This is a genomic window from Plantibacter sp. MPB07 (assembly GCF_046619465.1).
GTDB classification, from domain to species: Bacteria; Actinomycetota; Actinomycetes; order Actinomycetales; family Microbacteriaceae; genus Plantibacter; species Plantibacter auratus.
In genome coordinates, this window is the sequence record NZ_CP177043.1 from 1,135,744 (window position 1) to 1,155,610 (window position 19,867).

17 protein-coding genes are annotated in these 19,867 nt (G+C 70.3%); all 17 read left to right on the top strand.

Features of this window, described 5'->3' with window-relative positions:
* The first annotated feature begins 28 nt into the window (after positions 1 to 28).
* The 17 genes from metK (at position 29) to ACLIME_RS05435 (ending at position 19,854) form a co-directional block, all read left to right on the top strand.
* Positions 29 to 1,222: a methionine adenosyltransferase gene (metK, locus tag ACLIME_RS05355; protein WP_064293843.1), complete on the top strand. Its 1,194-nt coding sequence runs from the start codon at positions 29 to 31 to the stop codon at positions 1,220 to 1,222.
* A 26-nt stretch (positions 1,223 to 1,248) separates the two neighbouring features.
* Positions 1,249 to 3,183, top strand: coding sequence for a primosomal protein N' (locus tag ACLIME_RS05360; RefSeq protein WP_411558382.1), 1,935 nt, complete (start codon positions 1,249 to 1,251; stop codon positions 3,181 to 3,183).
* Positions 3,184 to 3,211: 28 nt separating this feature from the next.
* On the top strand, positions 3,212 to 4,141 hold the full coding sequence (gene fmt, locus ACLIME_RS05365) for a methionyl-tRNA formyltransferase (protein WP_411558383.1): 930 nt from the start codon (positions 3,212 to 3,214) through the stop codon (positions 4,139 to 4,141).
* A complete protein-coding gene (locus tag ACLIME_RS05370) occupies positions 4,138 to 5,625 on the top strand; it encodes an RsmB/NOP family class I SAM-dependent RNA methyltransferase (protein WP_411558384.1) in 1,488 nt (495 codons plus the stop codon). Before fmt ends, ACLIME_RS05370 begins: the two co-directional genes overlap by 4 nt.
* Positions 5,626 to 5,635: 10 nt before the next feature.
* The gene (rpe, locus tag ACLIME_RS05375; protein WP_079705936.1) at positions 5,636 to 6,304 is read left to right on the top strand and encodes a ribulose-phosphate 3-epimerase; all 669 of its coding nucleotides are present in this window, start codon (positions 5,636 to 5,638) and stop codon (positions 6,302 to 6,304) included.
* 65 nt (positions 6,305 to 6,369) lie between these two features.
* Positions 6,370 to 6,633 carry a phosphoribosyl-ATP diphosphatase gene (locus ACLIME_RS05380; RefSeq protein WP_064293847.1) on the top strand — a complete coding sequence of 88 codons (264 nt, stop codon included), beginning with the start codon at positions 6,370 to 6,372 and terminating at the stop codon, positions 6,631 to 6,633.
* A gap of 76 nt (positions 6,634 to 6,709) precedes the next feature.
* Complete coding sequence (hisG, locus tag ACLIME_RS05385; protein WP_411558385.1) at positions 6,710 to 7,549, top strand: ATP phosphoribosyltransferase; 840 nt, start codon at positions 6,710 to 6,712, stop codon at positions 7,547 to 7,549.
* Between the two features lie 47 nt (positions 7,550 to 7,596).
* Entirely contained in the window at positions 7,597 to 8,361 is a 765-nt protein-coding gene (gene hisF, locus ACLIME_RS05390) for an imidazole glycerol phosphate synthase subunit HisF (RefSeq protein ID WP_411558386.1), read from the top strand.
* Positions 8,358 to 8,747: a phosphoribosyl-AMP cyclohydrolase gene (gene hisI, locus ACLIME_RS05395; protein ID WP_079705938.1), complete on the top strand. Its 390-nt coding sequence runs from the start codon at positions 8,358 to 8,360 to the stop codon at positions 8,745 to 8,747. Before hisF ends, hisI begins: the two co-directional genes overlap by 4 nt.
* A gap of 13 nt (positions 8,748 to 8,760) precedes the next feature.
* Positions 8,761 to 9,453 (top strand): Trp biosynthesis-associated membrane protein, encoded by a 693-nt coding sequence (locus ACLIME_RS05400; protein ID WP_411558387.1) that lies wholly within the window; start codon positions 8,761 to 8,763, stop codon positions 9,451 to 9,453.
* A 115-nt stretch (positions 9,454 to 9,568) separates the two neighbouring features.
* Positions 9,569 to 9,799 (top strand): DUF6704 family protein, encoded by a 231-nt coding sequence (locus ACLIME_RS05405; protein ID WP_079705940.1) that lies wholly within the window; start codon positions 9,569 to 9,571, stop codon positions 9,797 to 9,799.
* 2 nt (positions 9,800 to 9,801) lie between these two features.
* Positions 9,802 to 10,578 (top strand): indole-3-glycerol phosphate synthase TrpC, encoded by a 777-nt coding sequence (gene trpC / locus ACLIME_RS05410; RefSeq protein WP_411558388.1) that lies wholly within the window; start codon positions 9,802 to 9,804, stop codon positions 10,576 to 10,578.
* Positions 10,575 to 11,825: a tryptophan synthase subunit beta gene (gene trpB / locus ACLIME_RS05415; protein ID WP_370281926.1), complete on the top strand. Its 1,251-nt coding sequence runs from the start codon at positions 10,575 to 10,577 to the stop codon at positions 11,823 to 11,825. Before trpC ends, trpB begins: the two co-directional genes overlap by 4 nt.
* Positions 11,822 to 12,634 (top strand): tryptophan synthase subunit alpha, encoded by an 813-nt coding sequence (gene trpA, locus ACLIME_RS05420; protein WP_411558389.1) that lies wholly within the window; start codon positions 11,822 to 11,824, stop codon positions 12,632 to 12,634. Before trpB ends, trpA begins: the two co-directional genes overlap by 4 nt.
* Positions 12,635 to 12,709: 75 nt before the next feature.
* Positions 12,710 to 13,723, top strand: a complete 1,014-nt coding sequence (gene lgt, locus ACLIME_RS05425; RefSeq protein ID WP_079002517.1) for a prolipoprotein diacylglyceryl transferase — start codon at positions 12,710 to 12,712, stop codon at positions 13,721 to 13,723.
* Positions 13,724 to 13,841: 118 nt separating this feature from the next.
* Positions 13,842 to 18,404 carry a glutamate synthase large subunit gene (gene gltB / locus ACLIME_RS05430; RefSeq protein ID WP_124769353.1) on the top strand — a complete coding sequence of 1,521 codons (4,563 nt, stop codon included), beginning with the start codon at positions 13,842 to 13,844 and terminating at the stop codon, positions 18,402 to 18,404.
* Positions 18,397 to 19,854 (top strand): glutamate synthase subunit beta, encoded by a 1,458-nt coding sequence (locus ACLIME_RS05435; protein ID WP_079705945.1) that lies wholly within the window; start codon positions 18,397 to 18,399, stop codon positions 19,852 to 19,854. Before gltB ends, ACLIME_RS05435 begins: the two co-directional genes overlap by 8 nt.
* The last annotated feature ends 13 nt before the right edge of the window (positions 19,855 to 19,867 follow it).

The window sequence follows — 19,867 nt, forward strand, 5'->3', positions numbered from 1 at the left end:
CGCACCACCACTTCCGACGGGAGACCGCATGACCGAGCTGCGCCTGTTCACCTCCGAATCCGTGACCGAGGGACATCCCGACAAGATCTGCGACCAGATCTCGGACAGCATCCTCGACGCACTCCTCGAGGTGGATCCGCGCAGTCGAGTCGCCGTCGAGACGCTCGTCACCACCGGGCTCGTCCATGTCGCCGGTGAGGTCTCCACGAGCGGCTACGTCGACATCCCGACGATCGTCCGCGAGCGCATCCGGTCCATCGGCTACACCTCGTCCGACATCGGATTCGACGGCGACTCCTGCGGCGTGAGCGTCTCGATCGGCTCGCAGTCCGCCGACATCGCCGCCGGAGTCGACCATGCCTTCGAGTCCCGCGAGCAGTCCAGTGTCGACGCCTACGACCTCCAGGGCGCGGGCGACCAGGGCATCATGTTCGGGTTCGCGACCACCGAGACGCCGCAGTACATGCCGCTGCCCAGCTGGATCGCACACCGTCTCGCGGAGCGACTCGCCGAGGTCCGCAAGTCCGGCCAGCTCGACTACTTGCGCCCGGACGGCAAGACCCAGGTCACCATCGGGTACGACGGCTTCCTCCCGAAGACCGTCGAGACGGTCGTGGTCTCCACGCAGCACAATCCGGGTGTCTCCACGGAGCAGCTGCGTCGCGACGTCCAGCGTCACGTCATCGAACCGGTCCTCGCGACGGTCGAACTCGACAGCTCGAACGTGACGCACCTGATCAACCCGACCGGCATCTTCGTCGTCGGTGGCCCGATGGGCGACGCGGGGCTCACCGGACGCAAGATCATCATCGACACCTACGGCGGAGCGGCTCGACACGGCGGTGGGGCCTTCAGCGGGAAGGACCCGTCGAAGGTGGACCGCTCGGCCGCATACGCCATGCGCTGGGTGGCGAAGAACGCGGTCGCCGCCGGATTCGCCGAACGTCTCGAGGTGCAGGTCGCCTACGCTATCGGCAAGGCCGCGCCTGTCGGACTCTACGTCGAGACCTTCGGGACGGCCCATGTGCCGGAGGCGGACATCACGCGCGCGATCCGCGACGTCTTCGACCTCCGTCCGGCCGCGATCATCGCCGACCTCGACCTCATCCGCCCCATCTACGCCGCCACGGCGGCGTACGGGCACTTCGGCCGCGAGCTCCCCGACTTCACGTGGGAGCGTCTCGACCGGGTGGAGGCGTTGCGGTCAGCAGCCGGGCTGTAGCCGTGGTCGGCGCGAGGGTCGCCAGGGTGGTACTCGACTCCCCGTTGCCACAGCTCGACCATCTGTTCGACTACGCCATTCCCGAGGAGCTGGCCGATGACGCCGTGCTCGGCGCGCGCGTCTCGGTCCCGTTGCGCTCGGCCGGGCGGTCGGCGAACGGGTTCATCGTGGACCTCGCCGACTCGAGCGAGTTCGGCGGAGCGCTCAGCCCGCTGAGCTCGGTCGTGTCGTCGGTACCGGTCCTGACCCCGACCCTGTGGACGCTCGCACGCCGTATCGCGGATCGCAGCGCCGGGAGCGCGATGGACGTCCTGCGTCTCGCCATTCCGCCGCGACAGGTCCGGGTGGAGAAGACCTGGACCGCCGCGACCCCGCCGGAGCCTCCGTCGGTCGAGCGGCGCACCGTCCCGGGGTTCGCCTCCGGCACCCTCGACCGCCTCGCGCCGGGGGAGCGGTACGCGATCAGCGCGATCCCCACCCTGACCGCGACGAGCGCGGGCGTCTGGCTCCCGGACTGGTCCTTCACGCTGGCGGCTCTCGCCGTGAACCAGCTGGCCGAGGGCAGAAGCGCGATCCTGTGCGTCCCCGACTACCGGGACGTCGAACACCTCCTTGCGGCGCTCGACGACCTCGGTGTCGGTGCCGCGGTCGCGAGGGCCGACGCCAAGCAGACCCCCGCTGCTCGCTACCGCTCCTACCTGGACGGACTGCATCCGGTGCCGCGGATCGTCGTCGGCAACCGGTCGGCCGTCTATGCACCGGCGCACGACCTCGGACTCATCGCCCTCTGGGACGACGGCGACCCCCTCCATCAGGAGCAGCTCGCCCCCTATGTGCACGCCCGCGACGTCGCGTTGACCCGGCAGGAGATGAGCGGATCCGCGCTCGTCTTCGCCGCGCACTCGCGCAGTACCGAGACGCAGCGACTCGTCGAACTCGGCTGGCTGCACGAGGTCGCACCGACCCCGCCGATACGACCGAGAGTCGTCGTGTCCCGGGCCAGCGGCGACGACGCCATGACGAGCCAGGCGAGGATCCCGTCGAGCGCGTGGCGCGCGGTCGACGAGGCATTGCATCACGGACCGGTGCTGGTCCAGGTCGCGCGGCCGGGGTACGCGCCGCACCTCGCCTGTCGACGGTGCGGGACGAGGGCCCACTGCTCGGTGTGCCACGGTCCACTCCAACTCGCCACAGCCCGTTCGCAGCCCTCCTGCCGGTGGTGCGGTCACCTCGCGGCTGGGTGGTCGTGCGAGACCTGTCACGACACCGCGTTCCGCGTCACGGCCGCCGGCACCGGCCGGACCGCCGAGGAACTGGGCCGGGCGTTCCCCCGGTACCGGGTCGTGGTGTCGGACGGAGACGCCCCCAAGTTCGAGGTCGGCCCGGAGCCGGCGCTGGTGATCGCGACGCGAGGCGCGGAGCCCGTCGCCGCGGGCGGCTATGCCGCCGTCCTCCTGGTCGACGCCGACCGCATGCTGGCGCGGGAGTCGCTCCGCGTCGCCGAGGACTGCCTGCGGTGGTGGTCGAACGCCGCAGCTCTGGCAGCTCCACGCGCCCCGGTGCTCCTGATCGGCGTCGAGGCCCCCGTGGCGAACGCCTTCGCCCTCTGGCAGCAACCGCGGTTCGCGAGTGAGGAACTCGCCGAGCGCAGAGAGCTCGGGTTCCCTCCCGCGGTCCGGAGCGCGACCCTCACCGGCACCCGCGACGCCGTCGACGCCGCTCTCGCCGCACTGCCCGCCGAGTACCGGAGCCGCGTGCTCGGCCCGACCGTCGACGAAGCGGGGGACAGCGTCGCGATCCTGCGGGTCGACTACGGCCACGCCAGGGCGGTCGCCGAGCAGTTGCGGGCGACCGTCGTCGCGCAGGCGGCGAAGCGTCGACGGCCGACCCCCGGCAGGCGGGCGCCGAAAGCCCCGCCTACACTCAGAGTACGATTCGACGATCCGGAGATGCTGTCATGATCCACCCCGTCCACGAAGTCCGAACCGCATGAGGCTGGTCTTCGCCGGCACCCCCGCCGTCGCTGTCCCGACGCTCGACGCCCTCGTCTCGGCCGGGCACGAGATCGCGGCCGTCGTGACTCGACCCGACGCCCCGCTCGGCCGCAAGCGGGTCCTGACCCCGTCGCCGGTGGCAGCGGCCGCCGAACGGCTCGGGCTCCCGGTCATCCGCGCTGCACGTCTCGACGACGACGCGACCGCGCGGATCGTCGCGCTCCGAGCGGAACTCGGCGTGATCGTCGCGTACGGCGGACTCGTCCGCGAACCCCTCCTGTCCGCGCCGGCACACGGTTGGATCAATCTGCACTTCTCATTGCTGCCGTCCTGGCGCGGCGCGGCTCCCGTCCAGCGGTCCGTGATGGCCGGAGACGCGGTCACCGGTGCATCGGTCTTCCAGCTCGTGCCGGCTCTCGACGCCGGAGACGTCTTCGCGACGGTGGAGACGCCGATCGGCGAGGGCGAGACCTCGGGGGAGCTCCTCGACCGCCTCGCCGAGCTCGGCGCACCGCTCACCGCGGAGGTCGTCGCCGCCATCGCCGCCGGCACCGCGGTCGCGGCCCCGCAGCAGGGCGAGGTGTCGCTCGCGCCGAAGCTCGACGGCCAGGACGGTCGGATCGTCTGGGACCGCCCCGTCGCCGACGTGTGGTCGCAGATCCGCGGGGTGACCCCCGAACCGGGCGCGTTCACCCTCCTCGACGAGTCACGGCTGAAGGTGCACCGCGCCGTCCCCGCGACGACCATGCCGACGGACCCACCGGCGCCCGGGACGATCGCGTCCGTCGACGGCCTCGTCCTGGTCGGCACGGCGGACACACCGTTGCAACTGCTGCAGGTGCAGCCGGCCGGGCGCACGGCGATGCCCGCCGCCGACTGGTGGCGCGGCGCATCCGCTGGAACCGATCGGCTGGTCACCGCGTGAGCGGCCAGCAGCCCGAGGGCCAGCGACGCCGCGACCGACGGCCCCGCGACGAGGAACCCCGACGCGGACGCCAGCGTCCCACGCGTCCGCGTGACTCGGCGACCGTGCAGCCGGCACGCCGAGTGGCCTTCGACGTCATCCACGCCGTCAGCACCTCGGACGCCTACGCGAACCTCCTCCTGCCGCACCGGCTGGCCGAGGCGAAGTTGAGTCCGGCGGACGCCGGCCTCGCGACCGAGCTGACGTACGGCACCCTTCGCCGACGCGGGTACTACGACCGCGTCATCGCGCACGCGGCGAAGCGTCCCGTGACCGAGATCGACGACGCGATCCTCGACGTCCTGCGGCTCGGTGCCCATCAGCTGCTCTCCATGCGCGTCGCAGGCCACGCCGCCGTGAACGAGTCCGTCGAACTCGCCCGGTCCGCCGGTTCGCGGTCGGCGGCCGGCTTCACCAACGGTGTCCTCCGCACCATCTCGCGGACCGAACCCGCCGAATGGGAGCGGATCCTGCTGGGTGAGGTCACGAACGACACCGATCGCCTGGCGGTGAGCACCGCCCACCCGTCGTGGGTCGTTCGGGCCATCAGGCAGGCGCTCGACCTGCAGGACCGCGGCGACGAACTCGAGGAGGCGCTGGCCGCGGACAACCTCGCCCCGCAGGTGAACCTCATCGCGCTCCCGGGGCTCGCCGACCGGCCTGAGGACGCCGAGCCGAACCGCTTCTCCCCGTACGGCTTCCGCAACCCCGGCGGCGACCCGGTCCAGCTCGTCGGGACCGGCGGCGGCCGCCTCCGCGTCCAGGACGAGGGCTCGCAGCTCGCCGCGCTCGCGCTGACGCGGGCGGTACCGGTGCGGCCCGGCGAGCGATGGCTCGACCTGTGCGCGGGCCCGGGTGGCAAGGCGGCACTCCTGGCCGCCGAGGCTCTCGCCGGGGAGGCACGCCTCGATGCGAACGAACTGGTCCCTGCGAGGGCCCGTCTCGTGGAACGCGCCCTCGCAGGTGTCCCGCTCGAGGTGTCGGTCTCGACCGCCGACGGCACGAAGCTCGCTGCGGAGCATCCCGGGAGCTACGACCGAATCCTCCTCGACGCCCCGTGCACCGGGCTCGGCGCGCTGCGACGACGACCGGAGGCGCGGTGGCGGAAGACCCCGAAGGACGTCTCCGAACTCACCCGACTGCAGGGCTCACTGCTCGACGCCGCCATCACCGCGCTCGCTCCCGGCGGGATCGTGGCGTACGTGACCTGTTCGCCGCACGTCGGCGAGACGGCACTGATCGTGGAGAGCGCGCTGCGAGCCCACCCCGGGATGGAGCGACTCGACACCTCCGCGGTGCTCGACCAGGTCACGACCGAACCGCTCGACGCCGCGGCGCCCGGTGGCGCGGTCCAGCTCTGGCCGCACCGCCAGGGCACCGACGCCATGTACATCGCGCTGCTCCGCAAACCCGCGGAGTCGGCCGGACCCGCTGTCGATCGATAGGCTCGAGCACATGTCCGCGCGCATCAACCCGAGCATCCTGTCCGCCGATTTCGTGAACCTCCAGGCCGACCTGGAGCGGATCGCGAGCGCCGACCTCGTCCACGTCGACGTCATGGACAACCATTTCGTCCCGAACCTCACCTTCGGTCCGCAGATGGTCGGTCGCATCCAGGACGTGTCTCCGGTCCCGCTCGACGTCCACCTCATGATCTCGGACGTCGATCGATGGGCTCCCGGCTACGCCGAGCTCGGGGCGTTCTCGGTGACGTTCCACGCCGAGGCCACCGGCGACCCCGTCGCCCTCGCCAGACGCCTGCGTTCCATCGGAGCGCGTGCCGGGATCGCGGTGAAGCCCGGCACGCCCATCGAGCCGTACCTGGAACTCCTGCCGGAGTTCGACCAGGTGCTCGTCATGACGGTCGAACCGGGGTTCGGCGGACAGTCGTTCATGCCGGAGACCATGCCGAAGCTGCAGGCGCTGTCAGCCGAGGTCGCACGCACCGGTCTCGACGTCTGGCTCCAGGTCGACGGCGGGATCTCCGCGGACACGATCGGGATCGCGGCCGCCGCCGGTGCCGACACCTTCGTCGCGGGGTCGGCCGTCTACAGCGGTTCCGATCCGGCCTCGAACATCGCGCTGCTCCGGGCCGCCGCCGAGGCGTCGACGCACACCCACTGACGCAGCGGGCCGGTCCAGCGCGTCCGCGGTGCGCGCCGCCGCCCGGAACCGGTACCCTGGAGCACGTGAAAACCTTCGACGAGCTGTTCGACGAGCTGCGCCTGAAGGCCGAGACCCGGCCGGAGGGTTCCGGCACCGTCCGCGAACTGGACACGGGTGTGCACGGCATCGGGAAGAAGATCGTCGAGGAGGCCGCCGAGGTCTGGATGGCGGCCGAGTACCAGAGCGACACCGAGACGGCCGAGGAGATCTCCCAGCTGCTCTACCACGTGCAGGTGATGATGGTGGCGAAGGGGCTCACCCCCGCCGACGTCTACCGACATCTGTAGGAGCACGTCGCGGCGCATCCGCCGCGCCTCCTGATCACCCTGTCGAGACACCATCGCACAACACGAAAGTCACCCCATGCTGAGAGTCGCCGTGCCCAACAAGGGCTCGCTGTCCGAGACCGCCGTCGAGATGCTGCAGGAGGCCGGCTACGCGACCCGTCGCGACACCAAGGAGCTCCACGTCGTCGACGCACGGAACGACGTCGAGTTCTTCTACCTCCGTCCGCGCGACATCGCGACCTACGTCGGTTCCGGCGCCCTGGACATCGGCATCACGGGGCGCGATCTGCTCCTGGACTCGCACTCCGCCGCGACTGAACTCGCCGAGCTGGGCTTCGGCGGGTCGACGTTCCGCTTCGCCGGTCCGGCCGACGAGTTCTCCGAGCTCTCCGATCTCGCGGGGAAGACGGTCGCCACCAGCTACCCCGGCCTCGTCGGCAACTTCCTCCGCGACGCCGGTGTGGATGCGACGCTCGTCCACCTCGACGGTGCGGTCGAGTCGGCGGTCCAGCTCGGGGTCGCGGACGCGGTGGCCGATGTCGTGTCCACCGGCACGACCCTCCGGAAGGCCGGACTGGGCATCTTCGGCCCGGTGATCCTCGACTCCACCGCCGTGCTCATCGCGTCGCCGGAGACGAAGCCCAACACCGCGACGCTCATCCGCCGACTGCAGGGCGTCCTCGTCGCGCGGCAGTACGTGCTCGTCGACTACGACCTCCCGGTCCGGCTGCTCGAGCAGGCGACCGCCGTCGCCGGTGGCATCGAGTCGCCGACGATCTCGCCGCTCCGCGACCCCGAGTGGGTGGCGGTCCGGGTCATGATCCCTCGCGGCGACGCGAACGACGTCATGGACCGCCTCTACGAGCTCGGCGCACGCGCCATCCTCGTCACGGCCATCCACGCCGCCCGACTCTGATTCGCCCGTCCCTCACCACCCGTCCCAGTCGCTCTGCGGAGGCCTCCGTGTCACTCGCCACCCGAGTCATCCCCTGTCTCGACGTCGCCGACGGGCGCGTCGTGAAGGGCGTCAACTTCCTCGACCTCCGCGACGCCGGCGACCCCGTCGAACTCGCGAAGCGCTACGCCGAGCAGGGCGCGGACGAACTGACCTTCCTCGACGTCACGGCCACCGTCGCCGAACGCGACACCACCTACGACCTCGTCAGCCGGACCGCCGAGCAGGTCTTCATCCCGCTCACGGTCGGCGGCGGGGTCCGCTCGACCCAGGACGTCTCCCGGCTGCTGGCCAGCGGGGCGGACAAGGTCGGCGTGAACAGCGCGGCGATCGGCCGACCGGAGTTGCTGGGGGAGATCGCCGACCGCTTCGGCGCTCAGGTCCTCGTCCTCTCCCTGGACGTGAAGCGACACGCCGGCAGCGCATCCGGATGGATCGTCACGACACACGGCGGCCGACGTGAGACCGAACTCGACGCGCTCGCCTGGGCCATCGAGGCGATCGAACGCGGTGCGGGCGAGCTGTTGGTGAACTCGATCGACGCCGACGGCACCAAGGCCGGGTTCGACACCGAGCTCATCAGCGCCATGCGCGAGATCAGCCGGGTTCCGGTCATCGCGTCAGGGGGAGCAGGCCGCCTCGCCGACTTCCCACCTGCGATCGCCGCGGGGGCCGACGCCGTCCTCGCTGCGAGCGTCTTCCACAACGGCGAGTTGACGATCGGCCAGGTCAAACAGGAACTCGCCGACGCCGGTTGGACGGTGCGGGCATGAGCGCGGACATCACCATCCCGGTGGGCGCCGATCCGGAGACCGCGATCGGGCAGCTCACCTTCGACGCGCAGGGCCTGCTCCCCGCGATCGTGCAGCAGTGGGACTCCCGCGAGGTGCTCATGCTCGGCTGGATGGACGCCGAGGCCGTCCGCCGGACGATGACCGAGGGTCGGGTCACCTACTGGTCCCGCTCACGACAGGAGTACTGGCGCAAGGGGGACACCTCCGGACACGTGCAGTTCGTCCGGGCGCTCGCCTACGACTGCGACGGGGATACCCTGTTGGTGGAGGTCGATCAGCACGGCGCTGCCTGCCACACGGGCACACGCAGCTGTTTCGACGGCCGGAGCCTCGACGTCGTCGCAGCGCCATCGCCGACACCATGAATCGAGTTGGAGCATGACCGAGAGCACTGCAGCACCCCAGTCCGGGCCGGTGGAGCCGCCGAGGCGCGACGAACCGTCCGAGGCTGACGAGCTCGAGTCACGAGCTCTGCGCAGTCGTCAGCGCCGCCTGAAGACCCTGCTCCTCGTCACCGCCGTCCTCGCCGACGCGCTCATCCTCGCGGCGTGGACCCAGACCTGGCTCTCGATCAGCCTCGTTGGCGTCGGCCCACACTCCGGCGCGCTCGACGTGGTCGGCTCCGTCGCCGCTCCCGCCCTGTCCGCACTCGCCCTCGCCGGTCTCGCCCTCGTCGCCGCGCTGGCGATCGCCGGGCCGGTGTTCCGCATCATCCTCGGCCTGCTGGAGGCCGTGATCGGCGCCTGCGTCATGATCTCGTCGATCGCCGTGCTCGCCTCGCCGGCGACCGCGGGCGCGGCGGCCGTGACCGAGGCCACGGGCGTCGCCGGGAGCCAGTCGACCATCGACCTCGTCGCGGCGACCACGCTCACCGCCTGGCCGGCGATCACCCTGGTGCTCGGCGTCGTGCTCGCACTCGCCGGGCTCGCGACCGTGCTCACCCACCGCCGGTGGCCCGGTCCGTCGAAGAAGTACCAGACCGTCCGGTTCACGCAGGTCGAGACGGCCCCGAGCGCCGACCCGGTTGGCGCCTGGGACGACCTCAGCCGCGGCGACGACCCGACGCGCTGACCGCTCCGCCGACCCCCGACGGCACCCCGGGCCACCTGGGAACTCGTGGCCCACGCACGGAACCGCGCGCCGGTTGCCGGTACACTGGAACCCGCACTCGCACAGAAGGAGAACCATGAGCACCGACCCCTCGGACCCCGGCCACGGACACTCGCCCGCCGCCTGGACGGCCGTGATCATCATGTTGGTCGCGTTCGCCGCCGGTACGGTCTTCTTCTGGCTCGACATGCCCGTCCTCGTCTGGGCCTCCGCCGGCGTCCTCCTCCTCGGGTGGATCACGGGTGGTGTCCTCGCCAAGGCGGGTTACGGCGTCGGCGGGTCCAAGACCGTGGCGAAAGAGCACTGAACATGCTCGCCGACCTGATGGCCGGCGCGAAGGAGGACGCTCTCGGGCGCCTCGCGGGCCGTCCGGCTGCAGTCGTCGAAGCCGCTGCTGTCGAGGCCCCTCCGGCCATCGACGCCCTCGCTGCGCTCGCCCCGGCCGACCAGGTCAAGATCATCGCCGAGGTCAAACGGTCCAGTCCGTCCCGCGGCGCGCTGGCCGACATCCCCGACCCGGCGCTCCTCGCCTCGCTCTACGAGCAGGGTGGTGCCAGCGCGGTCAGCGTGCTGACCGAGGGCCGGAAGTTCGGCGGCTCGCTGCAGGACCTCGAGGCCGTCCGTGCCGCGATCCGCATCCCGGTCCTGCGCAAGGACTTCATCTCCCTGCCGTACCAGGTGTTCGAAGCCCGGGCATCCGGCGCCGACCTGGTCCTCCTGATCGTCGCCGGACTCGATCAGGCCACCCTGTCGTCGCTGCATGAACTCGTCGTGCAGCTCGGCATGACCCCGCTGGTCGAGACCCATTCCGCCGACGAGCTGGCCAGAGCGAGCGACATCGGCGCGCGGCTCATCGGTGTCAACGCGCGGAACCTCAGCACCTTCGAACTCGACCAACACCTCTTCGGATCGTTGACCGACCGTTTCCCCGCCGACGCCGTCAAAGTGGCCGAGTCCGCTGTGCTCCGCGCCGCCGACGTCGCCGCCTACCGACGTGACGGCGCCGACGTCGTCCTGGTCGGCGAGGCGCTCGTCACCGGCGACCCCGTCGCCACCCTCGAACAGTTCCTGGGAGCCACCGCATGACCATGTCACCAGCAACCCCCGCCCACGCGGAACCGACGCACCTCCGGGACGAAGCCGGTCCGTTCTTCGGTGACTTCGGCGGACGCTACATGCCGGAGGCGCTCATCGCCGCGGTCGACGAACTCGCGACGGCCTACGAGGCCGCCAAGGCCGACGAGAGCTTCCAGGCCGAGCTGACCACGCTGCTCCGCGACTACGCCGGCCGCCCGTCGATCATCACCGAGGTGCCACGCTTCGCCGCATCGGCCGGTGGTGCGCGCATCTTCCTGAAGCGCGAGGACCTCAACCACACCGGCTCGCACAAGATCAACAACGTCCTGGGCCAGGCGCTCCTCACGAAGCGCATCGGCAAGACCCGCGTCATCGCCGAGACGGGGGCCGGTCAGCACGGTGTGGCCACGGCCACGGCGGCCGCACTCTTCGGCCTCGACTGCACCATCTACATGGGCGAGGTCGACACCGAGCGCCAGGCGCTCAACGTCGCCCGCATGCGGCTCCTCGGCGCGACCGTGATCCCCGTCACGACGGGGTCGCGGACCCTCAAGGACGCCATCAACGAGGCGTACCGCGACTGGGTCGCGTCGGTCGAGACCACGAACTACATCTTCGGCACCGCGGCGGGCCCACACCCGTTCCCGGTCATGGTCCGCGACTTCCAGAAGATCATCGGAGAAGAGGCCCGCGCACAGCTCCTCGAGCTGAACGGTTCACTTCCCGACGCGGTCGTCGCCTGCGTCGGTGGCGGCTCCAACGCCATCGGTATCTTCCACGCCTTCCTCGACGACGCGGACGTCGCGCTCTACGGAGTGGAGGCTGCCGGCGACGGCGTCGACACCCCTCGGCACGCCGCGTCCATCGGCCGCGGTCGTCCGGGTGTCCTGCACGGTGCCCGCACCTTCGTCCTGCAGGACGACGACGGCCAGACCGTCGAGTCCCATTCCATCTCCGCCGGCCTCGACTACCCGGGCGTCGGACCGGAGCACGCCTGGCTCGCCGACACCGGGCGGGCGACGTACGTCCCCGCGACGGACGCCGAGGCGATGGAGGCCTTCCGGCTCCTGAGCCGCACCGAGGGGATCATCCCGGCGATCGAGTCCGCCCACGCACTTGCCGGGGCCATCGTCCTCGGCAAGGAGCTGGGCCCCGAGGCGACCATCCTGATCAACCTCTCCGGGCGCGGAGACAAGGACGTCGAGACGGCTGCCACCTACTTCGGACTCCTCGACGAAGCCGGGCGGAACGCATGACCGCCCCGGCCACCGACCACACGACGGTCTCACCGGTCGCCTCGGCGATCGACGCCGCCGCCGCCGACCGCCGCGGCGCCCTCATCGGGTACCTCCCCGTCGGGTTCCCCGACCTCCAGACGAGTATCGACGCCGCCATCGCGCTCGCGCAGAACGGCGTCGACGTCCTCGAGCTCGGCGTGCCCTACTCCGACCCCGTGATGGACGGAGCGGTCATCCAGGCTGCGACCATGACCGCCCTCGCGGAGGGGTTCCGGTTGCGCGACGTCTTCACGGCGATCAGCGCCATCCGCGCCGCCGTGGACGTCCCGATCCTCGTCATGACGTACTGGAACCCGGTGCTGCAGTACGGCGTCGAGCGCTTCGCCTCCGACCTCGCCGCGGCCGGCGGAGCCGGGCTCATCACCCCCGACATCACCCCCGACGCCGCGGCGGACTGGCTGGACGCCAGTGAACGCCACGGTCTCGACCGGGTCTTCCTGGCAGCACCGACCTCGAGCGACGAGCGCCTGTCGCTCGTGACCGAGCGCTCCCGCGGCTTCGTGTACACCGTCTCCACGATGGGCATCACCGGTGCCCGGCAGGACCTCGACGCGGCCGCGAAGACCCTCGTCGGTCGTCTCCGCACGGCGGGGGCACAGCACGCGTGCGTCGGCATCGGCATCTCGACAGCGGAGCAGGTCCGCTCGGTCCTCGAGTACGCCGACGGAGCCATCGTCGGCTCCGTCTTCGTCAAGGCTCTCGCCGACGGCGGCGTCCCGGCGATCACCGAGGTCGCCCGTTCACTCGCGGCCGGCACCGCCCGCTGAGGGTGTCCTCACCACGTCCGCGATGCTGAAAGCCGTACACTCGATCAGAGTTCGTAACGAAAGGCGACCACTGCAGTGATTGCACCCCTCAGCATCCCGAGCCCGAACCCGGACATCGCGACCTTCAGCGTGGGCCCGTTCACGGTGCACATGTACGCGCTCTGCATCATCGCCGGGATCATCGCCGCCACCATCCTCACCTCCCGCCGGCTGACGAAGCGCGGCGCCGAGCCGGGCATCGTGCTCGACATCATCCTGTGGGCCATCCCCTTGGGGATCATCGGTGCGCGGATCTTCCACGTCCTGACCCACCCCGGCGACTACTTCTACCCGGGTGCCGACCTCCTGCGGACGCTCTACATCTGGGAGGGCGGCATCGCGATCTTCGGTTCGCTCATCGGTGGAGCGGTCGGTGCCTACATCGGCTGCCGCATGACGGGGATCCGGTTCTGGACCTTCGCCGACGCCCTCGCGCCCGGCCTGCTGCTCGCCCAGGCGTTCGGTCGCCTCGGCAACTACTTCAACCACGAGCTCTACGGGCTCCCCACGGACCTGCCCTGGGGCCTCGAGATCGAGGCCAGCAACCCCGCGTTCCCGATCGGTCTGCCCGCCGGCACGCTGTTCCACCCCACGTTCCTGTACGAGATCATCTGGAACCTGCTGGGGGTGGCCGTCATCCTCTGGATCGGACACCGCTTCAACCCGCAGTGGGGCCGCTTGTTCGGTGTCTACCTCATCTGGTACGGCGCCGGTCGCACGGTCTGGGAGACCATCCGGATCGACCCGAGTGAGTACCTGTTCGGCATCCGCGCCAACGTCTGGGCCGCGATCCTCGCGATCGTCGTCGGACTCGCGATCATCGTCATCCAGTCGCGTCGCCACACGGGTGCCGAGCCGTCGCCGTACGTCCCCGGCCGTTCCTGGGCCGATCCGAAGGCTGCGGTAGACTACTACGACACCGACGCGGAGAACCTGGGGCTGCGCAGTGCCTCCGCCGACGACGATGCCGACGGATCAGACCGCACTGCGTCATCCACTCCGTCGTCCGAAGCCACGGTCGCCACAAGCAAGACCGGCTCTCGCTCCTAGGCTGAACGCACCCTCGTCGGCCCGGTGGATCCCGGCTCAGCAGGGGATCCATCACCCGTTTCGTCCCAGGGCCAGCGACGTCCCCCTTCTGATCCCCTTTCGTGAGGACGGTAATTCCATGGCGCATGCACCGTACGCTTCGTTCAGCTCGGTTCCGCCCAAGCAGGGCATGTACGACCCGGCGAACGAGAAGGACGCCTGTGGCCTGGCGATGGTCGCGACCCTGACGGGCGAGGCCTCGCACAGCATCATCGACGCGGCGCTCGGTTCGCTCCGCAACCTGGAGCACCGCGGCGCGATCGGTTCCGACGCCGGGACCGGCGACGGCGCGGGCATCCTCACCCAGATGCCCGACGCCTTCCTGCGCGGCGTCGCCGGATTCGACCTGCCGCCGCTCGGTGCGTACGCCGTGGGCATCGCCTTCCTGCCCACCGACGCCTCCGAGCGCGCACAGCTCCAGACGCGCATCGCCGCGATCGCCGCGGAGGAGGAACTCACCGTCCTCGGCTGGCGCGAGGTGCCGGTCGACCCCGACGAGCTGGGGAAGCTCGCCCGTGCGGCCATGCCGGCGTTCGAGCAACTGTTCGTCACCGGGTCCAGCTCCTCGACGCCGACCGGGATCGCCCTCGACCGACTCGCCTTCCGGCTCCGGAAGCGGGCGGAGCGCGAGCTCGGGGCGTACTTCATCTCCCTGTCGAGCCGCACGCTCGTCTACAAGGGCATGGTCACGACACTCCAGCTCGAACCGTTCTACCCCGACCTGTCCGACGAGCGGTTCGCGACCAAGCTCGCCATCGTCCACTCGCGGTACTCCACCAACACGTTCCCGTCCTGGCCGCTCGCCCAGCCGCTGCGCATGATGGCACACAACGGCGAGATCAACACCGTCGAGGGCAACCGCAACTGGATGCGCGCGCGGCAGTCGCAGCTCGAGTCCGAGCTCATCGGCGACATCCGCCCGCTGCTCCCCATCATCACGCCCGGAGCGAGTGACTCCGCCTCGTTCGACGAGGTCCTGGAGCTGCTGACGCTGACCGGGCGGTCCCTCCCGCACGCCATGATGATGATGGTGCCCGAGGCCTGGGAGAAGCAGACCGGGCTGTCGCAGGAGCGACGCGACTTCTACGAGTTCAACTCCATGCAGATGGAACCGTGGGACGGTCCGGCCGCCCTCACCTTCACGGACGGCTCACTCGTCGGCGCGACCCTGGACCGGAACGGCCTGCGTCCGGGTCGCTGGCTGGAGACGACCGACGGCCTCGTCGTCCTGGGTAGCGAGATCGGCGTCCTCGACGTCGACCCGAGCCGGGTCAAGCGCAAGGGCCGCCTGCGCCCCGGAAAGATGTTCCTCGTCGACACCGAGGCCGGGCGGATCATCGAGGACGACGAGATCAAGGACGAGCTCTCGGCTTCGGCACCCTGGGGCGACTGGCTCGACGCCGGACGCATCAACCTGAGCGACCTGCCGGAGCGCGAGCACATCGTGCACACGCCGGCATCCGTCACCCGCCGCCAGCGGACCTTCGGATACACCGAGGAGGAGGTGCGCATCCTCCTGCAGCCCATGGGGCAGAACGGTGCGGAGCCGCTCGGCGCGATGGGGTCGGACACCCCGATCGCGGTGCTCTCCGACCGCCCTCGGCTCCTCTTCGACTACTTCGTGCAGCAGTTCGCCCAGGTCACCAACCCGCCGCTCGACTCGATCCGCGAGGAGGTCGTCACCTCGCTGAAGCTCGGGCTCGGCCCGGAGCGCAACCTCCTCTCGTGGGGCCCCGAGCACGCCAAGCAGGTCGTCCTCGACTTCCCGGTCATCGACAACGACGAGCTCGCCAAGATCCAGCACATCGACCCGAACCCGGCGAGCCCACTGACGACGACCGTCAAGGCGCTGTACCGCGTCGAGGACGGCTCGGCCGGACTCGAGACGCGCCTGCGCGAGATGTGCGACGAGGTCGACCAGGCGATCCTCGCCGGCTCGGAGTTCATCGTCCTGAGCGACCGTGACTCGAACTCCGACCTCGCGCCGATCCCGTCGCTGCTCTCGCTCGCCGCCGTGCACCACCACCTGATCCGCGCCGAGAACCGGATGAAGGTCGGGCTCGTCGTCGAGGCCGGCGACGTGCGCGAGGTCCACCACGTCGCGCTGCTCATCGGCTACGGCGCCTCCGCGATCAACCCGTACCTGGCCATGGAGAGCTGCGAGGACCTCGTCCGCAGCGGCCTCATCCAGGGCGTCACCCGCGAGCAGGCCGTCAAGAACGTCATCAAGGCGCTCGGCAAGGGCGTACTCAAGATCATGTCGAAGATGGGCATCTCCACGGTGTCCTCCTACGCCGGAGCACAGGCCTTCGAGGCCGTCGGCCTGAGCCAGCAGCTCGTCGACAGCTACTTCACCGGTACGGAGACGAAGCTCGGCGGTGTCGGCATCGAGGTGATCGCCGAGGAGAACGCGAAGCGTCACCGGTACGCCTACCCCGAGGACGCCGCATCGACGGCCCACGAGCGCCTGCAGTCGGGCGGGGAGTACCAGTGGCGTCGCGACGGTTCGCCGCACCTCTTCAACCCGGAGACGGTCTTCAAGCTGCAGCACGCGACCAAGACGCGCCGGTACGACATCTTCCGCGAGTACACCCACATGGTCGACTCCCAGGCGGCGCAGCTCATGACGCTCCGCGGGATGTTCACGCTCCGCGCCGGTGCCCGCCCGCCCGTCCCGCTCGACGAGGTCGAGTCGGTCGCGTCGATCGTGAAGCGGTTCTCGACCGGGGCGATGAGCTACGGTTCCATCTCGCGCGAGGCGCACGAGACGCTGGCGATCGCGATGAACAGCATCGGTGCCAAGTCGAACACGGGTGAGGGCGGCGAGGACGTCGACCGGCTCCTCGACCCGACGCGCCGCAGCGCGATCAAGCAGGTCGCCTCCGGCCGGTTCGGCGTGACGAGCATGTACCTGACGCACGCCGACGACATCCAGATCAAGCTCGCCCAGGGTGCGAAGCCCGGCGAGGGCGGGCAGTTGCCGCCGACGAAGGTGTACCCGTGGGTGGCACGGACGCGGCACGCCACGGCGGGCGTCGGCCTCATCTCGCCGCCGCCGCACCACGACATCTACTCCATCGAAGACCTCAAGCAGCTCATCTTCGACCTGAAGCGTGCGAACCCGAAGGCCCGGATCCACACCAAGCTGGTGAGCCAGTCCGGCATCGGTGCGGTGGCCGCGGGCGTCGCGAAGGCGCTCTCGGACGTGATCCTGGTCTCGGGTCACGACGGCGGAACCGGCGCGAGCCCGTTGAACTCCCTGAAGCACGCCGGGACGCCGTGGGAGCTGGGTCTCGCTGAGACGCAGCAGACGCTCATGCTCAACAACATGCGCGACCGCGTCGTGGTGCAGGTCGACGGTCAGATGAAGACCGGACGCGACGTCGTCATCGGCGCACTGCTCGGCGCGGAGGAGTTCGGCTTCGCGACGGCACCGCTCGTCGTCTCCGGGTGCGTCATGATGCGCGTGTGCCACCTCGACACCTGCCCGGTCGGCGTCGCGACGCAGAACCCGGTGCTGCGCGAGCGGTTCACCGGCAAGCCGGAGTTCGTCGTGAACTTCTTCGAGTTCATCGCCCAGGAGGTGCGCGAGTACCTCGCCGAGCTCGGGTTCCGGACGCTCGAGGAGGCGATCGGCCACAACGAACTGATCGACGCCGACCGAGCGATCGACCACTGGAAGGCGTCCGGGCTCGACCTCGCCCCGGTCCTCGTGGGTCCTGTCTTCGCCGACGACGAGCCGCGGATCAACCGCCGGCCGCAGGAGCACGAGCTCGAGAAGCACTTCGACCAGCAGCTCATCACGGCCGCCTCTGACGTGCTCGAACACGGCGGCCACTTCTCGGTCGACCTGCCCATCCGCAACACGGAGCGGGCGGTCGGCACCATGCTCGGCCACGAGGTCACCCGGCGGCACGGCGAGAACGGGCTCCCGGCAGGGAGTATCGACATCACCCTGCGCGGCTCGGCCGGGCAGTCCTTCGGTGCGTTCCTCCCCGGCGGCATCGCCCTGCGGCTCATCGGCGACTCGAACGACTACGTCGGCAAGGGCCTGTCCGGTGGGCAGATCGTCGTCCGGCCATCCGAGCGCGCAGCCTTCGCGCCCGAGGAGAACGTCATCGCCGGCAACGTCATCGGGTACGGCGCGACCCAGGGCACCATGTTCCTGAGCGGGATCGTCGGCGAGCGGTTCCTGGTGCGCAACTCCGGCGCCACGGCGGTCGTCGAAGGCGTCGGTGACCACGCGCTCGAGTACATGACGGGTGGTCTCGCCGTCATCCTGGGTCAGACCGGCCGGAACCTCGGCGCGGGCATGTCCGGCGGCACGGCCTACGTGTTCGACCTCGAACGTGACCAGGTCAACCGCGACTCCCTCGCCTCGGGGGAGCTCACCCTGTCCGAACTCGACAGTGCCGACGCCGAGATCGTCCGCGACCTCCTCGAACGGCACGTCGTGGAGACCGGTTCTCCGCTGGCCGGCCGGCTGCTCGCCGACATCGAAGACTCACTCGCCCGGTTCGTCAAGGTCCTCCCGCGTGATTACGCGGCAGTCCTGGCGACCCGACAGACCGCACTCGACGAGGGGCTCGACCCCGACGGCGACATCGTATGGAACCGAATCCTGGAGGTGACCGGTGGCTGATCCCAAGGGATTCCTGAAGGTACCGGAGCGCGAGCTCCCGAAGCGCCGGCCCGTGCCGGTCCGCATCATGGACTGGAAAGAGGTCTACGAGCAGAGCGACCCCGCGACCGTCCGCAAGCAGGCTGGTCGCTGCATGGACTGCGGCATCCCGTTCTGCCACCAGGGCTGCCCGCTGGGCAACCTCATCCCGGAGTGGAACGACTTGATGTGGCGAGGCGAGGGCCGCTCGGCCATCGAGCGCTTGCACGCCACGAACAACTTCCCGGAGTTCACGGGTCGTCTCTGCCCGGCGCCGTGCGAGAGTTCGTGCGTGCTGGGCATCAACCAGCCCGCCGTGACCATCAAGCAGGTCGAGGTCTCGATCATCGATCAGGCGTTCGCCAACGGGTGGGTCGAGTCCCACCCGCCGGAGCGGCTGACCGGCAAGACGGTCGCCGTCGTCGGCTCCGGGCCGGCCGGCCTCGCCGCAGCCCAGCAGCTGACGCGTGCCGGCCACACGGTCGCGGTCTACGAGCGCGACGACCGCATCGGCGGTCTGCTGCGCTACGGCATCCCCGACTTCAAGATGGAGAAGAAGCACCTCGACATCCGGCTGAAGCAGATGCAGGACGAGGGCACCCGGTTCCGCGCCGGCGTGAACATCGGGGTCGACATCAGCTGGGACGAGCTCCGCGCCCGCTACGACGCCGTCGTCATCGCCACCGGTGCCATGGTGCCGCGCGACCTCCCGATCCCCGGTCGTGACTTCTCCGGGGTCCACTTCGCGATGGAGTACCTCGTGCAGGCGAACCGCGTCGGCGCCGGAGACACGGTCTCCGACCAGATCACGGCGGAGGACAAGCACGTGGTGGTCCTCGGCGGCGGCGACACCGGTGCCGACTGCATCGGCACGGCGCACCGTCAGGGTGCCGCCTCCGTCACGAACCTCGCCATCGGCACGCAGCCGGCGGGGGAGCGGCCCGAGCACCAGCCGTGGCCGATGATGCCGACGCTCTTCGAGGTCGCGAGTGCGCACGAAGAGGGCGGCAACCGCGAGTACCTGGTGTCGACCGTCGAGTTCCTCGCCAACGAGGCCGGCGAGGTGCGGGCGATCCGCGTCGCCGAGACGGAGTTCGTCGACGGCCGTCGCGTGCCGAAGAGCGGCACCGAGCGGGAGATCCCCGCCGACCTCGTCCTGCTCGCACTCGGGTTCACGGGCCCGGAGGGCGAGACCCTCGAGTCGCAGTTCAAGCTCCCCTTCACCGGGCGCGGCAACGTGGCACGGGAGCACGACTACCAGACCAACCAGCCCGGCGTGTTCGTCGCCGGCGACGCCGGTCGTGGCCAGTCCCTCATCGTCTGGGCGATCGCCGAGGGCCGCGCTGCGGCGTCGGCAGTCGACCAGTACCTCGAGGGTGAGACCCAGCTTCCCTTCCCCGTCCGTCCCACGGATCAGCCCATCTCCCTCTAGGCTTTCAAGCGGA

Excerpts from the sequence above, each read along its gene's own strand:
- trpC (WP_411558388.1), top strand. The coding sequence starts at position 9,802 with ATGCTCGCCGACCTGATGGCCGGCGCGAAGGAGGACGCTCTCGGGCGC.
- trpB (WP_370281926.1), top strand. The coding sequence starts at position 10,575 with ATGACCATGTCACCAGCAACCCCCGCCCACGCGGAACCGACGCACCTC.
- ACLIME_RS05400 (WP_411558387.1), top strand. The coding sequence starts at position 8,761 with ATGACCGAGAGCACTGCAGCACCCCAGTCCGGGCCGGTGGAGCCGCCG.
- hisI (WP_079705938.1), top strand. The coding sequence starts at position 8,358 with ATGAGCGCGGACATCACCATCCCGGTGGGCGCCGATCCGGAGACCGCG.
- fmt (WP_411558383.1), top strand. The coding sequence starts at position 3,212 with ATGAGGCTGGTCTTCGCCGGCACCCCCGCCGTCGCTGTCCCGACGCTC.
- hisG (WP_411558385.1), top strand. The coding sequence starts at position 6,710 with ATGCTGAGAGTCGCCGTGCCCAACAAGGGCTCGCTGTCCGAGACCGCC.
- metK (WP_064293843.1), top strand. The coding sequence starts at position 29 with ATGACCGAGCTGCGCCTGTTCACCTCCGAATCCGTGACCGAGGGACAT.
- rpe (WP_079705936.1), top strand. The coding sequence starts at position 5,636 with ATGTCCGCGCGCATCAACCCGAGCATCCTGTCCGCCGATTTCGTGAAC.
- trpA (WP_411558389.1), top strand. The coding sequence starts at position 11,822 with ATGACCGCCCCGGCCACCGACCACACGACGGTCTCACCGGTCGCCTCG.
- ACLIME_RS05405 (WP_079705940.1), top strand. The coding sequence starts at position 9,569 with ATGAGCACCGACCCCTCGGACCCCGGCCACGGACACTCGCCCGCCGCC.
- gltB (WP_124769353.1), top strand. The coding sequence starts at position 13,842 with ATGGCGCATGCACCGTACGCTTCGTTCAGCTCGGTTCCGCCCAAGCAG.